General features: G+C 59.8%; 12 protein-coding genes. 3 read left to right on the forward strand and 9 right to left on the reverse strand.

What is annotated here, in order from left to right:
- Positions 1-165: 165 nt before the first annotated feature.
- Positions 166-999 (forward strand): hypothetical protein, encoded by an 834-nt coding sequence (locus ROO76_11435; protein MDT8068763.1) that lies wholly within the window; start codon positions 166-168, stop codon positions 997-999.
- Between the two features lie 40 nt (positions 1000-1039).
- Here ROO76_11435 and ROO76_11440 read toward each other — a convergent pair whose 3' ends face one another.
- Complete coding sequence (locus ROO76_11440) at positions 1040-1372, reverse strand: hypothetical protein (protein ID MDT8068764.1); 333 nt, start codon at positions 1370-1372, stop codon at positions 1040-1042.
- A gap of 207 nt (positions 1373-1579) precedes the next feature.
- Positions 1580-2002 (reverse strand): hypothetical protein, encoded by a 423-nt coding sequence (locus ROO76_11445; GenBank protein MDT8068765.1) that lies wholly within the window; start codon positions 2000-2002, stop codon positions 1580-1582.
- A gap of 625 nt (positions 2003-2627) precedes the next feature.
- On the opposite strand from ROO76_11445, the gene ROO76_11450 reads away from it, so the two are divergent.
- The gene (locus ROO76_11450; protein ID MDT8068766.1) at positions 2628-3569 is read left to right on the forward strand and encodes a hypothetical protein; all 942 of its coding nucleotides are present in this window, start codon (positions 2628-2630) and stop codon (positions 3567-3569) included.
- Between the two features lie 48 nt (positions 3570-3617).
- Here the strand turns inward: ROO76_11450 and ROO76_11455 are convergent, their stop codons facing one another.
- From ROO76_11455 to truA, 7 genes are all read right to left on the reverse strand, one after another.
- Positions 3618-4523 carry a DMT family transporter gene (locus ROO76_11455; protein ID MDT8068767.1) on the reverse strand — a complete coding sequence of 302 codons (906 nt, stop codon included), beginning with the start codon at positions 4521-4523 and terminating at the stop codon, positions 3618-3620.
- Positions 4524-4628: 105 nt separating this feature from the next.
- Positions 4629-6383, reverse strand: a complete 1755-nt coding sequence (locus ROO76_11460; GenBank protein MDT8068768.1) for an amidohydrolase — start codon at positions 6381-6383, stop codon at positions 4629-4631.
- Positions 6380-7672 (reverse strand): M20/M25/M40 family metallo-hydrolase, encoded by a 1293-nt coding sequence (locus tag ROO76_11465; GenBank protein MDT8068769.1) that lies wholly within the window; start codon positions 7670-7672, stop codon positions 6380-6382. The genes ROO76_11460 and ROO76_11465 overlap by 4 nt, the downstream gene beginning before the upstream one ends.
- A gap of 118 nt (positions 7673-7790) precedes the next feature.
- Positions 7791-9062, reverse strand: coding sequence for a 2-isopropylmalate synthase (locus tag ROO76_11470; protein MDT8068770.1), 1272 nt, complete (start codon positions 9060-9062; stop codon positions 7791-7793).
- 184 nt (positions 9063-9246) lie between these two features.
- Positions 9247-9624, reverse strand: a complete 378-nt coding sequence (locus tag ROO76_11475; GenBank protein MDT8068771.1) for a hypothetical protein — start codon at positions 9622-9624, stop codon at positions 9247-9249.
- Positions 9625-9897: 273 nt separating this feature from the next.
- Complete coding sequence (locus ROO76_11480) at positions 9898-11466, reverse strand: aldehyde dehydrogenase family protein (GenBank protein ID MDT8068772.1); 1569 nt, start codon at positions 11464-11466, stop codon at positions 9898-9900.
- Between the two features lie 187 nt (positions 11467-11653).
- Positions 11654-12460, reverse strand: a complete 807-nt coding sequence (gene truA, locus ROO76_11485; GenBank protein MDT8068773.1) for a tRNA pseudouridine(38-40) synthase TruA — start codon at positions 12458-12460, stop codon at positions 11654-11656.
- 297 nt (positions 12461-12757) lie between these two features.
- Here truA and ROO76_11490 point away from each other — a divergent pair, with 297 nt between their 5' ends.
- Positions 12758-14914 (forward strand): TolC family protein, encoded by a 2157-nt coding sequence (locus ROO76_11490; protein ID MDT8068774.1) that lies wholly within the window; start codon positions 12758-12760, stop codon positions 14912-14914.
- The last annotated feature ends 38 nt before the right edge of the window (positions 14915-14952 follow it).

The following is a 14952-nucleotide window of genomic DNA, read 5'->3' on the forward strand; positions in this document are numbered from 1 at the left end:
AACTCCGGTCGGAAGAAACCCGAAAATTGCGATTTACCGGCGCACAGCGCCGTAGGCGCGACTCCGTCCAGCCAGGCCTTTCAACGCCGGATTCGCGATCCGGCCTATGGCATATCGACAGGACGAGTTCGGTACTTACGGTACTTGGCGGATATACTTTGGGCCATGCTGATCACGCGATTGCTCCGCGCAACGGTACTGATATCCGCTCTCTTGCTCATCCAGACGAACCTCGCCGCGCAGGGGCCGATAACTCGTTGCGAACAGGCTCCCGGCTCGTTAGGACAGTTGAATCGAAACCAGAAAAAACTATTCCTGAAGTCGCAGGACATGCTCGCGGCAGGTCGCTATGCCGACGCGTTTCGAGAGTTGCGTGGTCTGCTGGCGCAGTTGCCGCAGCATACTCCCATACAGAGCGTGATGGCGGAAATGACAGCCGAGGCCGCGCTCTTCGCGGGAGACCGCGCCTACGCGATAACCCTCTTGAAGCCTCTCCAAGAACACGACGGCAGCGACTGTCTGGCGAGAACGCTCTTAGCTCGGGCCTACGCAGAAAATGGGCAACCGGCGGAGCGAGAAGCTGAGATCAGTGCGCTCACTGAACTTCACAACCAGGCTCCCGATTCGCCTATTGGAAAACTCGACTTCTTTCTGCTGGAGCACCAGAGCCTGAAGAGCGGCGGCACTGTGGGGATCTGGTATGCTCTGCGGCCTTGGGGGGTCATGAAAACCCATTTGTACGCGCAGGTTCTTGACCCTTCGGGAAAGGCAACTCTCACAATCCAGCTCAACAGCGACGATGGCCTTCAGGTTTACTTCAAGGAAAAGCATCCCGACCTGGCAGCCAAAGGTGAGCGACAGTTTTCTCTTGATGTGGCTCAGCCTGACGGCACGGGTGGCGCAATTCAGTTCTTCGATGGTGCGCCGACATACGATGCTGTGCGGGAACGCATCCTCGCAATTGCCGAACGCACCGAAAACCCGGGTGCGAGACGATGATTCGCATTTGCGCCGTGTGGATTGTTTAGGAGATGCCGATTTATCGCAAACTATCTATCGGTGGAAAGCCCAAACCGCCGTCGTCGTCGCCTTCCCATCGGAGTTCGTATCCGCAATCTCGCTTGATTATGAACAGTTCTAAGCTGATCAATTTCATTGAAAGTTGTATTGCTTGGAACGCGTCCACACCAGCGGCATACGTCACACGCTCACTGCCGACGCCGACGATCTGGACCGGACAGAAGGAGTCATCGCCATTAGCATCTGGTAAAGGTCTGGGCTTTCCCATGCGAACAATGGCTGTGAGTGAGGGATTGCCTACTACTGAGAGTTTCCGCTCTGCTATCACTTCGCCAACGTTGTCGAGTTTCAACGGGAACTCCTGAATCAGGATTGATTATGGGATGACGATTTCCCACCATCTATCCGCAGACCGAGCCGCTTGATATGCTCGAGAAATCAGCCGCGTCGCGGCGAACCATGATAGCACCCGGCGGCGTAAGCGCCGGGTAGACAAGCGCCCGACGCTAATTCCTTGAAGCGGTGTCAGCCAAGGAGACAGAATGCGATTTCACGTCACTTATGAATTCTGCGGACGCCTTGGCCCCTTCGCGAAGCCTTCGATTGTCGCCACTCCAGTACTACTGCCATTCTTCTTGCCCCAGAGGTTTAGGACACTACCGTCTTGGAGCTTAACCTCACCATTGAAGCCAATGATCGGTTTCCACCCATCACTCCCACTAGGACCGAAGATTTCCCAATACGGAATCGCATTGACAGTCTTCTCCGAAACTGCGATCTCATCGCCCATTTTCAAGCCGTCTGCTGTTCTGAAACTCCTGTCTTTGGTGTAGATATACGTCACACGCTTCGACTGTGCGTCGTATGCAACTGTGTATAGCACCCCATCAAAGGCGTGTTCAAAACACGGATCAAGTTGCGCGGGATGGGTCATGCATAGACGGCGCTGGTCGTTGCTTATCTTCAGGAGCGGCTTAGGCACCAGTGCGCCAAGGTCGGGCAGTGGCTCGGCACCGAACGCAAGAAGGGAGCAGACCAGAAGGAGCAAACACAAGTTTAAGCCAGAGGGTATGCGACTCATGCCGACCACTCTACGCCCGAAAACAGCCAAGTTCCACGATTGCGAGTGATATCAGGGCATACCGCAATCTATTCCGGCAACTCCGGATACGAGAAGACGATCTCTCAAGCAGCTATCGCGAACCGGCTGTTCCCATTTTGGAACTCCCCGAAAATTTTCCTCATCCCCAACCACCGACACCCTTGACCCCACGTTGTACAATTGTTCTGGACACAGTCCATCGAGCGGCGCCCCCAGCGGGCGCCGCAAGCTTTTGTGCCCTACCCCGATGGCGCCCTACCCTTCTCGCCCGTAGTTGGCGAGAGGGTGGGGCTTTTCGTTGGGGCATCCGCTCTTTCTCATCCCGACCTCGTCGCTGCGGTACACGGCCGCGGCCGACGCCCACCCAAGACCCACGTATTGGGCTCGCCCTCTCTCGTCTTCACGTTTCGACTTTATCTTTCGACTTTCGACTGTTTTGCGACCTGCGAGCTGCGACCTGTGACGCCTTACCTCGTACCTCGCACCTCGCACCAAGGAGATCTCCATGCCCCAACTTCGCCTATGCAGCCACATCAAAACCAACGGCCTAAAATGCGGCTCCCCGGCACTTCGCCACCACACTCTCTGCTACTTCCACTACCAGTGGCAGCGCCGGGACCAGCGCCGTGTCCGCCTCGGCGGCCCCATCGGCATGAACAAAAACAGCGGCATCGAACTCCCACTCCTCGACGGCCCCGAAGCCATCCTGCTCTCCATCATGGAAATCCAGCGCGGACTCCTCGACCAGCGCATCGAAGTCAAAATGGGCAAGGCGTTGCTCTATTCGCTCCAACTAGCCCTCCAGGCCAAGATTCCTCGTGTCGGTCTCTGCCCCAGCGAAGCCGTCCGCGAATGTCCCGAACTCGACCTCGAACTCGAAATGGAACGCGCCCGAGCCATGCGCCCCGCCAAAGAGAAGTGTTCCGCCTGCCCCAAACAAGACGACTGCCTCTCCCCTCGCAACTGCCGCAAACTCCCCAAAGTCCCCGGCTACCACCGCGTCGGCGACCGTCTCGTCCGCGACAACCCTGAAGTAGCTGGAACTGTTCCTGACGTAACGACTGACTCGTCATCCCGAGCGGAGTCGCGCAGCGACGTAGTCGAGGGACCTGCATTTTCCCCGACCGAAGCCACCGCCCTCGACACCACCCCAATCCCCGAGACCGCCCCGACCTCGCTCCGAGAAAGTAGCCCCGCAGGTAACTGCGGGGAACGCAACGGAAAATTTCCCCCGAGTCGCGCCGAAGCGCGACGACAGATCGTGCCCTCCGAAGAGAAACAAAAGGTCCTTCGGCTCCGCGACTCACGTCGTTGCGTTCAGGATGACACCTCAAAAACCGACACTAACTCTTACGCGCACTGTATTTTGGGATTTAACCCAAAGGCCTACATAGATCTTCCGGGAAAATTTCCGCAACTCACTGAAACGAAACCACCGCAAAACTAGGGGGTGGGTCTCGATGGCACGATGGCACGATTGCCCGTTGGCACGATTTCAGTCTCCCGTTTCTTCCGCCAGTTCCTTCGCCGGCTGTATTACTGCTCCGAGCACCTCGCTCAGCAGCACTCCGCCGAGGATGAGGGCGGCGCCGAGGGTGGCGCGCAGGCCCAGGCGCTCGCCGATCACGATGTAGGACGTGATGAGCGCGAAGACCGGTTCGAGGGAGAAGATGAGCGCGGTGTGCGTGGGCGGGGTGAACTGCTGTGCCCAGCCCTGCGCGCCGAATCCGAGCGCGGTTCCAAGCAGTCCGGTGATGAGGATGGCCCAGACGACCTGCGACGTGAACGCGATGTGCGGGTGCTCGACGAGCGGCGCGGAGACGGCCATGAGCAGGGCGCAGGTCAGGGCCTCGATGGTAACAATGGGCGCGAACGGGTAGCGCTGGGTTGCGCGTCCGACAAAGATGATTTGGAACGTGAACGCGATCGCACAAAAGATCGTCAGCAGGTCGCCACGGTTGATGCTGCTGAAGCCCGCGCTGCCGCCGGGAATCGTGAGCAGGTAAAGGCCGAGGAATGCGACCGCGACACCGAAGAGCGACCAGCGGTTGATGTGCCTGCGCCAGAAGATGGTCAGGAACAACGGCACGAGCACGACCGACATTCCGGTGAGGAACGCCGACTTGGACGCGGTTGTGTATTGCAGGCCGGGCGTCTGGAACTCGTAGCCAAGCCAGAGGAAGACGCCGACGATGATGCCCGAGAGCACGCATCCGCGGGAGACGCCGCGGAGGTGTCGGCCGAAGATGGCGAGCAGCACCACGGCGGCGAGCGCCATGCGAACCGCGTTGAACGTGAGCGGCGAGGAATTGTTGAGCGCCTCCTTGATGGAGACGAACGTCGCTCCCCAGACGAAGGTGACGAAGACGAGGAGCAGGTGCGCTTTGAGGGAACGAGACATTAGAAGAAATTGACGAGTGACGATTTTCTCATTGACGAATGAAAAGCAAATGGCGAAATGACAAAGAGAAGCAATCAGCAATCGTTGTTAAGTGCAGTTCAATCGTCAATGGTGTTCGTAAACTGTCTTTCCTCCTACCACTGTCCTCAACACCTTGGTTCCGAGGATTTCGTGTGGCGGGATTTTGGTCAGGTCGCGGTCGAGGACTACGAAGTCGGCGAGCATTCCGGGTTTGAGTTGGCCCTTGTCGCGCTCGGCGAATTCGGCGTAGGCAGAACCTGATGTGTAGGCTTCGAGGGCCTCGTCGATGGTCAGCTTCTGCTCGGGAAAATACTCGCGCGTTCCTGCCTCGTTCTTACGCGTGACCGCCGCGTAGATGCCGCGGAACGGCGTAAGCGGCTCGACCGGATAATCGGTCCCGAAGGCGAGGACGATGCCGTCCTGGAGGAAGCTGCGCCACGGATAGGACGTCTTCGCGCGCGCGGCGCCGATGTACTTCTCCGCCCAATTCATGTCGGTGAGCAGATGGTTCGGCTGAACCGAGGCAATCACGCCGAGCGCCTTGTATTTCGCGAACTGGTCGGGCTCGATGACCTGGTCGTGCTCGATGCGGTAGCGCTGGTTGCGAGCAACGTCGGCGCGATCATGCTCGCGCAGGTAACGATCGGCGGAAGCAAACGCTTCGAGCGCCATGTCGGCAGCGCGATCTCCGATGGCATGAAAGCCGAGTTGGAAGCCCGCTGCGGCGCGCTCCTCGGCCATCCGGTTGAGCTTGGACTGGTCCCACTCGGCGAGTCCCTTGTTGGAGGGTTCGTCGGAGTAGGGTTCGCGCAGGGCCGCGGTATGCGAGCCGAGCGAGCCGTCCATGTAAGCCTTGAGCATGCCGGTGTGCAGCATGGGGTCGGTGGCGGAGTGGTGCGCGCGCCACTGCTGGATGGTCGCGAGTGGGAGATCGAACGGAAGCCACATGGTGACGCGCGCGGTGAGATGGCCCTCGCGCTCGAGGTCCTCGCAGACGAGGAAATCGGCCCATTCGCGGTTGTCGAGGAGTTGGCTCTGGACGCTGGTGAGACCCCACTGCGCGGCGTCGGCGAGGGCGAGTTCCATGGCCTTGCGGACTTGCGCGGGAGTCGGCGGAGGAATCCTGGCGCTGACGAGGTTCCCGGCGCTCTCGCGGAGGATTCCCGTGGGCTCGCCAGAGGCGTCGCGGTCGATCTTGCCGCCAGTCGGGTCCTTAGTATTGCGATCGATTCCGGCGAGTTTGAGCGCAGCGGAGTTTGCGACAGCGCTGTGGCCGTCGACGCGGCCGAAGATCGCAGGATGATCGCCGGTGACGGCGTCGAGGTCGTGGCGCGTGGGCAAGACCTGCTCGGTCCACTTGGTCTCATCCCAGCCGCGGCCGAGAATCCACTGGCCTGCGGGAGTCGCCTTAGCGCGGGCGGCGATGCGCTGCTTCATCTCGGCGAGCGACTTGGTGCCGGTGAGATCGACGTTGAGTTTCTCGAACCCTCCGCCGCTGAGGTGAAGGTGAGCATCGTTGAAGCCGGGCATGACGAAGCGACCGCCGAGATCGATGACCCTGGTGTCCTTGTCTTTGTGCTTGCGGACTTCGTCGTTGGTGCCGACGGCGAGGATGCGATCACCCTTCACGGCGAGAGCCTGTGCGGTGGAGATCGCGTTGCCTTGATGTACACCTGTCCAGATGTTGCCGTTGAGGAAGATTGTGTCGGCGGGTTCGTTGACTTTGGTTTCCGGCATCTTGTCTTGAGAGTGCATCGTGCCCACGTCTGCTGACTGCGGCAGACGTGGGGCACCGAAAGGTCCTGCAAATATCAGGAGAAGCGCGAGCAGTGGCTTCATTCGGGGACTCCGGTGAGTGCGAGCGTGGTGAGCAGGATTCGCTTGAGGGCGAGGTCGCGGGCTGCGGGTTCGAACCATTCGTGAAGGGTGTGGGCGCCGCCGCCGGAGCCTCCGCCGCCAATGGCGAGCGCCTCGATGCCGAGCGAGAGCGGAATGTTTGCGTCAGTGGAGGCGCGGTTGACCTTGGCGCGAATGCCGAGATGGGCATCGACGGCGCGAACCGTCTGCATGAGCGGCGAGTTGGCGGGGAGATCGGCGGAAGGACGGTTGCCGACCATGCGAATCTCGTAGCGCAGAGGGGCGCGGCCGCGAACCGTCGCGCGAGTTTCTTCTACGGCGTCTTCAATGGCGGCGCGAAGGGCGGACTCGAGGCGGTCGATCTCTTCGGCGGCGGAGGAGCGGAGATCGACGCGCATGAAGGCGGATTGCGGAATGGAGTTGACCGAGGTTCCGCCGGAGATGACGCCAATGTTGAATGTCGTTTTGGGCGAGTCGGGTAGCGGCGTGCGGCTGAAGTGCTCGATGGCGCGGCCGAGCGCGACGATGGGATTGGGAACGCCGAAGTCGCTCCAGGAGTGGCCTCCGGGACCTTCGACGGTGACCTCGAAGCGGCGCGAGCCGAGGCCTTCGGCGATGATGCTGTCGATGCCGGCGCCGTCGAGGACGAGCACGCGCTCGATGCTCTCGCGCCAGCGCTGCTGCGAGAAGATGTGGCGCATGCCGCGCAGGTCGCCTTCGCCCTCTTCGCCGACGTTGCCGATGAAGACGATGGGGTGGCGATGCTGGATGCCGGTTTCGTGCAGCGCGGCCGCGAGCGCCAGGAGGGCGACGAGTCCGGCGCCGTTGTCGCAGATGCCCGGACCGCGGAGACGCTCGCCTTCGCGACGGACGTCGAGCGGGGTGCCGGCGGGAAAAACGGTGTCCATGTGGGCGGAGATGGCGAGGAACTTCGTTTCGGGGTCGGTGCCGGGGCGCGTGCCGAAGACGTTGCCGAGTTCGTCGCGATGGACTTCGAGGAGGCCGATCTCTTCGAAGCGGTCGCGCATCCAGCGGCTGCGTTGCTCTTCGCCAAAGGGAGCTGCGGGAATTGCCGTAACGGCGAGTTGCCACTCGGCGATGCGGTGCTCGTTGCGTCGGAACCAGGCCATGGTCTCATGCACGAGACGGAGCTCGGCGAGACGCGCGATCTGCTGATCGGGAGCGGAACGATCGTCGCGCGGGGGTTCCGGGTTGGAGCGAGTGAAGATCGGCATTCGAGTAGAGAGTATGGTACGGCGATCAGTCAGCATTCAGCAAACAGCATTCAGAGATCAGGTAGTGAAATCGAGAGAAACAAAGGGTCCTTCTTGGAATGGTGCGCACCTGGGATCTGCTTGTTTCAGAGTGCATCGTGCCCACGTCTGTTAACTACGACAGGCGTGGGGCACGGACCATGTTTGTCACTCTCGCCCAGATGTCCATGATTTCGGCTTCGGTTAGGGTGCGGTCGCTCTGCTTGGCGCGGGTGAAGATGGCTTCGACGAGTTCGTCGGTTGGCGCGATGCCGCGTTTTTCCAGCCAGTAGGTGACGTTGGATTTGCCGCTCATGGGGCCGATTTCGATGATCTGCTCGAGGCCGAACAGTTGTGAGGGGACGCCGGAGTAGACGGTGTTGGCAAGTTCGACGTCATCTTTCTTGAAGGCCTTGATGATGGCCGCCGCGTGGACGCCGGTGGCGGTGCGGAAGGCGTCGGCGCCGAAGACGGGATAGTTCTTCGGGATGGGAAGGTCGACGGCCTTAGCGACTTTTTCGCAGTAGGTTTTCAGCGGCGTGAGGTCCTGGTTCGCCCAGGGTTCGATGCCCATGAGTTTGAGGTTCACGAGCATCTGGTCCATCTGCACGTTGCCGACACGTTCGCCGATGCCGACGGCGGTGGCGTGAACGCATTCGGCGCCGCCGACGAGTGCGGCCATGGCGTTCGAGATACCGAAGCCGCGGTCGCAGTGACCGTGCCAGTCGATACGGATGTCGGCGCCGCTCGGTTTCACGACTTCATCAACGACGTAACGAACGAGTGCAAGGGCTCCCATGGGAGTTGCGTGACCGGTGGTGTCGGTTACGACGATGGCGGTTGCGCCGTTGCTGATCGCGGCCGAGTAGAGGTTCTTCACCATCTGCGGATCGCAGCGCGTGGTGTCCTCGGTGACGTACATGACTTCGATGTTGTTGGTGCGCGCGAAGCGCACGGCTTTTTCTGTCGTGGTCAGAAGAAAGTTTTCATCCCAGCCCTCTGTGTAGCGGCGAATGGGGCTGGAGCCGATGAACATGGCGGCAGCTACGGGGATTCCGGCGCGCTGCTGGATTTCGGCGAGAGGGCGGAGATCATTTTCATGCGTGCGGGCGGCGCAGTTGGGACGGATCTTCAACTTGGCGCGGGCGATTTCCTGGACGATGGCGAGCGAGTGCTCGAAGGCGCGCGGGCCGGCGCCAGGGAGACCGACATCGAGCATGTTGATGCCGAGCGACTCCATGAGATGAAGGATCTCGAGTTTTTCGGGGATCGTGGGATCGCGAACCGATGGCGATTGCAGGCCGTCGCGGAGAGATTCGTCGTCGAGCAGAACGGGCTTTTTCGGCAGGACCGCGCGAGCGAAGACTTTGTTCCAGTCGTAGATGAGGTCGGAAGTGTTAACGGACACGCGCCACCCTCGGAAAACTTAGATGCGCTATACCCACATCTGCTAACTGCGGCAGATGTGGGGCACCAACAAGTGCCTAAAGGCCGGAAATCCTCTTCCCCACAGTGCATCGTGCCCACGTCTGCTAACCGCGGCAGACGTGGGGCACGGAGACGTCTAAGTGATGCGCCCCACGCGCATGTAACTACTTCTTTTCTTCCTTGGGCGGGACGGTGAGTCCGAAGACGGACGTCATGCCCACCCCAGCTACGTTCTTGCGATTCTCTTCCGCGTTCGGCAGATACAAGGTCTTGCAGTATTCACAACGATAGACTTCGCGGTCCGGGCCCCAGGCCTTTACGACGTCGCCACATTCCTGCTCAACGCGGTCGCTGGCGTAAAACCAGCGTTTCAGGTGTCCACCGCACATCTTGTTCTTCTCGTCCTTCAGGTTGCAGGAGCGCTGATGAAGTTTCTTGACGCGAACTTTGTGGTTCGGCAACTGCTCGGATGCAAGCTGGGGATCGGTGTTCGGTTCGGAAGCTGGAGGTACGTCAGGGGTCATAGACGGCGTTGTGGACACGGGGAATCCTTGTGCAACGAGCATATTGTAACGAAAGAAGTAGCGAGTAGCGAGTAGCGAGTAATGAAGAGTCGAAGCCCACAGACTGTAATGCAAAACGACCCTCCGGACTATCAATGCCAGGGCTCGAAGGTGGTCGCCAAGTGGGAACAGGCGTTTCCGCGGACGGCGGCAAGACCTGGGGAACCAATTTGGAAGGATGAATTTATTCACGACGACCACTGCAAGCCCGCAGTCTTGAAGCGGTCTGCCGAATAAAAAATGGGCAGCGGTCTAGAGTTTCCTTCTCCACAAAGACGCAGAGGATTTGATAGCGGCGTTAATACGGTGTGCCGAAGTTTTGCTGAAGAGCAGGTCCGCGAAAGCACTCATCTGGCGGGTGAAGGCTGCACCGTAGGGGTACCACCAGACCTTCTTCATTCCGGGGATGGAGTCGGTGGCGATGTACTTGGGGTTGAGCATTTCGCGCATGCCGAGCAGGCCGTGGGTGCGGCCGATGCCGCTGACGCGAGTGCCGCCGTGAGGGGCCTCGGGGATGGCGAAGGACACGACTACGTCGTTGACCAGGACGGCGCCGGCGTGGAGTTGACGGGCGATAGTTTCGGCGCGCGTGTTGTTCTTGCTGAAGACGCTTGCGGATAGGCCAAACTCGGAGGCATTGGCGAGCCGCACGGCTTCGGTATCGGTCGAGAACGGAATGATTGGTAATACGGGGCCGAAGGTTTCGTCTTGCATGATGCGCATTTCGCTCGTCACGCCGGTGATGAGCGTGGGGGCGTAGAAGTTGGGGCCTAGTTCGGTAAGGCGCTTGCCGCCAGCGAGGATTTTGGCGCCGCGAGAGCGCGCGTCTTCAATCTGCGACTCCACAATCTGCAATTGTTTTTCCGAGATCAAGGGACCGACATCGGTTGCGGGATCGGCGCCGTTGCCGACTTTGAGGCGAAGAATCTTTTCGGCACAGGCAGCGACGAACAAATCGAAAATTTTCCGGTGGACGTAGCAGCGCTCGACAGAGAGGCAGGTCTGGCCGGCGTTCATCATGGCCCCCCAGACGGCGGCGCTGGAGGCTACTTCGACGTCGGCATCGTCGAGGACGAGCATGGGATCTTTGCCACCAAGTTCGAGTACGACCGGAAGCAGGCGGCGACCGGCGGCTTCGGCGACACGCTTACCGGTGGCGACGCTTCCGGTGAAGATCAACTTGTCGATGGGAGATTCGATGAGGGCGGCGCCAGTAGAGCCATCGCCCAGGACAACGGCGAAAGCGTCACGGGGGACGCCGGATTCATGCAACAACCGCTGCAGTTCGAGTGCGGACGTGGGCGTGAGTTCGGAAGGCTTGAGGACAACGGTGTTGCCGGTGACGAGCGCGGCAAGGGTTTCGGTTGTGGGAGTCGAGAAGGGGTAGTTCCAGGGCGAGATGATGCCGAGGACACCGACGGGTTCGTAAATCAATCGTGCGCGTTTTCGGAGAACGGGATTGCCATGGTTGACGGCTTCGACGCGCAGGGCGCGATGGACGTTCTCGGCGCAGAAACGAGCGGCGTCGAGGGCGACGATGACCTCGGAGAGGAGAGATTCGACGAGAGGCTTTCCGGCTTCGGCGGTGATCTTTCGCGCGAGAGATTCGCGGTCGCGCAGCAGCAGTTTCTGAAATTTGCGGAGGACAGCGATGCGGCGGTTGATGCCGAGGGCGTTCCATGCGGGCTGTGCGGCGCGGGCGCGGAGGACGGAGGCACGGACTTCGTCGGCAGGGGCGATGGGATGCTCGGAGAGTAGTTCTCCGGTGGCGGGATTGCGGTTGAGGAGCTTGGCTCTGATGTCGATGGTGCTGGTGGTCATATAGGTTTTTAAAAGCAGATTCCTCGGGGACTGAAGCCCCCTCGGAATGACAAGAAACATTAGAAGCCTTATTCGGCACGGCTAAAGCCGTGCCCCATCAAAGCGTGTAACCCATAGTGCATCGTGCCCACGTCTGTTAGCTGCGATAGACGTGGGGCACGGAAGGGTGTTCTTCAAAACAAAAAACCTAATACTCCACTCCCATGAGCCAGAGGCCGTTCGCGGGGGCGGTGGGGCCGGCGGCGGAGCGGTCTCGGGCGGCGAGGATTCGTTTCATGTCCTTGGGCTGCCAGGTTCCTTTACCAATAATTAAGAACGTTCCGACGAGGTTGCGTACCATGTGGTGCAGGAAGCCGTTGCCGCGCACGGTATAGATGATTTCGTCGCCTTCGTGGCGCCAGGAACTTTCGAAGATGGTGCGGATGTTTGTTGCGTGCTTCGGAGCGATGCGCGTGCCGGCGTCGAGCGCGAATTGGTCGTCGTCCTCTTCGGAACGCGTACCGCGATCGGGATCGACGGCGGCGAAGGATGTGAAGTCGTGTTCGCCGAGGATGAATGGCGCAGTGCCGAAGACGGCGTCGCGATCGAGTGGCCAGGGGTGATGAGTTACATATCGCGCCAGCCACGGCGGGACGATTTCGCCACAATAAACTCGATATTCGTACGTCTTGGATACAGCGGAGTGTCGTGCGTGGAAATCGGGCGGCATTTCTTCGACCGACAACACCCGGATCGCGTCGGGAAGGCGGTCGTTGAGGACTTTACGAAAATTAACGAGCGGGATGGTGCTCTCGGTCGTAAAACTGGTTACTTGGGCGCGCGCATGGACGCCGGTATCGGTGCGTCCGGAGCCCTGTGGAAGGACCTTTTCGCCGGTAGTGCGTCCAATGACTTCGGAGAGAATTCCCTGCACCGTTGGAAGGCCGGGCTGAATCTGCCATCCATGGAATTCTGAGCCGTCGTAGGCGATCGTCAATTTGAGATTGCGGGCCATGTCGAATTTGCCGGGTCTCGAACGTCATTGTATCGAGGTAACCCACGTCTGCCGACTGTGGCAGGGGTGGGGCACCAGCAGCGAAGGAATGCATTGGGGGTTGCGGTCGTATAGTATGTCATTTTCCACTGACTTTGCGCGAACGGGTGGTCGAGCCGTTTGCTGATTTGGAACTTACGGACGGTCGTCTTCGTATCTAGAGCAGCGGAAAGTCCCACCGCCAATTCTGTAAGCAATCGGGCAGCCGGGGAAGTCGTTCGTTTTTCAGTACAGCCATCATTATCTGGAGAGCTATTCATGCGAGTTTCGCGATTCGTTTCGTTGGGTGTGTTCGCATTGGCAAGTTTGGCCGCGGTGCCGCTGGTTGCGCAACAGAGCCAGCAGGGCCAAGCGCAATTGCCGGAAGGACCTAAGCCACAGGCACAATCGGAAGCGGCAAAGGAGATAGACCAGTTGCCGACAAAGACACTGGATCTGCATACCAGCGGCACGGACTACTCCAAAGGCGCCAGCATCTTGAGCGTTATCGGTCCGTACAAGCCGAGATTGGTACCGCCGCCGGTCCTGAAGAACTCGCCGCGAATCGATCAGTTGATGCAGGACGGAAAGCTGATGCTCTCGTTGAGCGACGCGATCGCGCTGGCGCTGGAGAACAACCTGGACCTGGCGATTTCGCGGTACAACAACGACATTGCGGATACGGACCTGTTGCGCGTGAAGTCGGGCGCGGCACCACGAGGCGTCAATACGGGACTGGTGGCGAATACGCCGGGCGGAACGGGAGCGACGAACGTGGGTGGCGGCGCAGGCGGAACCTCGACGGGCGCGGGCGGGGCGGGCGCTGGTGCGGGCGGCATCGTGTCCTCGACGCTAGGCGCGGGGCCGGCAATCGATTCGTTTGATCCGATCGTGACGAGCAATTTCCAGATGGAGCGCGCGAATACGCCGAACGCGTTCACGCTGCTCACCGGCCAACCGGTTTCGAACCAGAATACGACGACCGCGAACTTTGCTTATTCGCAGGGATTCGAGACCGGCACGCTGATGAATTTCACGTTCGACAATTCTCGAACTACGTCGAACAGCCGCGTAAACGACTTTAACCCTCAGTTAAACAGTAATTTCCGCCTGCAATTGCGACAGCACCTGCTGTCCGGATGCTGCCTGTTCGTGAACCGGCGTAACATCATGGCCGCCGGAAATAACAAGCAAATTGCCGACCTCGCGTTTGAGAACCAGGTGATGTACACGGTTACGCAGATCGAGGATATCTACTGGGACATGGTCAATGCTTATCAGAATCTGCTGGTGAACCAGCGGTCGCTGGCTTTGGCCGAGAAGACGCTCTCTGACAACCAGAAGCAGGTACAGATCGGAACGCTGGCGCCGATCGAAGTGGTGCGGGCGCAGTCGGCTGTGGCGTCGGCGCAACAGAACCTGATTGTGGCGCAGACCAACCTTCAACTCGAACAACTGTTGATGAAGAACGCCATCACGCGCAACCTGTCGGACCCCACGCTGGCGACAGCCCCAGTAATTCCGACGGACACGATGGTAGTGACGGAGGAAACGCTGCTGCCGGTAGATGAATTGGTAAACGAAGCGTTGAGGCTGCGGCCGGATATCAATTCGCAGCGTATCAATTTGAAGAACCGAGATATCTCGCGCAAGGCGACCAAGAATGCGCTACTGCCAACACTGGATCTCTACGGATTCTATGGTGGCTCGGCAATTTCTGGTGTTCCGAACCCGCTGAAGCCCACAGCATGCGTTCTGCCAGATGGTTCTCCGTGTCCGATTACGGGGATCGGCTCTGCCCTTTCGGATACCTTCAGTGGCAGCTATCCGGATAAGGGAGTTGCGTTGCAATTGCTCATCCCTATCCGAAATCGCACGGCGCAGGCGGACCAGGTTCGGTCGCAATTGGAATATCGGCAGGCCGAATTGCTCCAGCACCAACTTGAGAGCCAGATCAACATCCAGGTTCGGAACGCAGCATACGCGGTTCAGCAGAATAAAGCGGCGGTCGATGCAGCGAAAGCGAACCGCGAGCTGGCAATCCAGTCGCTCGATGCGGAACAGAAGAAGTACGCGCTGGGCGCTTCCACCAACACGCTGGTTCTGCAGGCGCAGACGACGCTGACCCAGGCGGAAGTGAACTACGTGACGGCGCTGACGAATTACGAGAAGGCGCGCGTGACGCTGGACCAGGTGACGGGAACTACCCTGCAGAAGCTCGGGATCGTGCTGAGCGACGCGGCGATCGGGAAAATATCGAGCGTACCGATGATTCCTGGCGTTGTGAACGTGAACTCGCCGGAAGGCCAGCAGCAGCGGATGCCGGAGCAGGAACAGCAGCAGATGCAACAGCAGACTCCGCCGCAGCAGACGGTTCCACCGACGACGGAGCAGCCGCAGGCGACTCCGCCTCAGAATCCGCCAAATCCACAGTAAGGTTGGTACCCACATCTGCCGACTACGGCAGACGTGGG

This window comes from Terriglobia bacterium, assembly GCA_032252755.1.
GTDB lineage: Bacteria > Acidobacteriota > Terriglobia > Terriglobales > Acidobacteriaceae > JAVUPY01.

Bases quoted from the DNA above. Each gene is read 5' to 3' on its own strand.
- truA (MDT8068773.1), bottom strand. From the start codon at position 12,460: ATGGCCCGCAATCTCAAATTGACGATCGCCTACGACGGCTCAGAATTC.
- ROO76_11490 (MDT8068774.1), top strand. From the start codon at position 12,758: ATGCGAGTTTCGCGATTCGTTTCGTTGGGTGTGTTCGCATTGGCAAGT.
- ROO76_11465 (MDT8068769.1), bottom strand. From the start codon at position 7,672: ATGCTGACTGATCGCCGTACCATACTCTCTACTCGAATGCCGATCTTC.
- ROO76_11435 (MDT8068763.1), top strand. From the start codon at position 166: ATGCTGATCACGCGATTGCTCCGCGCAACGGTACTGATATCCGCTCTC.
- ROO76_11450 (MDT8068766.1), top strand. From the start codon at position 2,628: ATGCCCCAACTTCGCCTATGCAGCCACATCAAAACCAACGGCCTAAAA.
- ROO76_11460 (MDT8068768.1), bottom strand. From the start codon at position 6,383: ATGAAGCCACTGCTCGCGCTTCTCCTGATATTTGCAGGACCTTTCGGT.
- ROO76_11480 (MDT8068772.1), bottom strand. From the start codon at position 11,466: ATGACCACCAGCACCATCGACATCAGAGCCAAGCTCCTCAACCGCAAT.
- ROO76_11455 (MDT8068767.1), bottom strand. From the start codon at position 4,523: ATGTCTCGTTCCCTCAAAGCGCACCTGCTCCTCGTCTTCGTCACCTTC.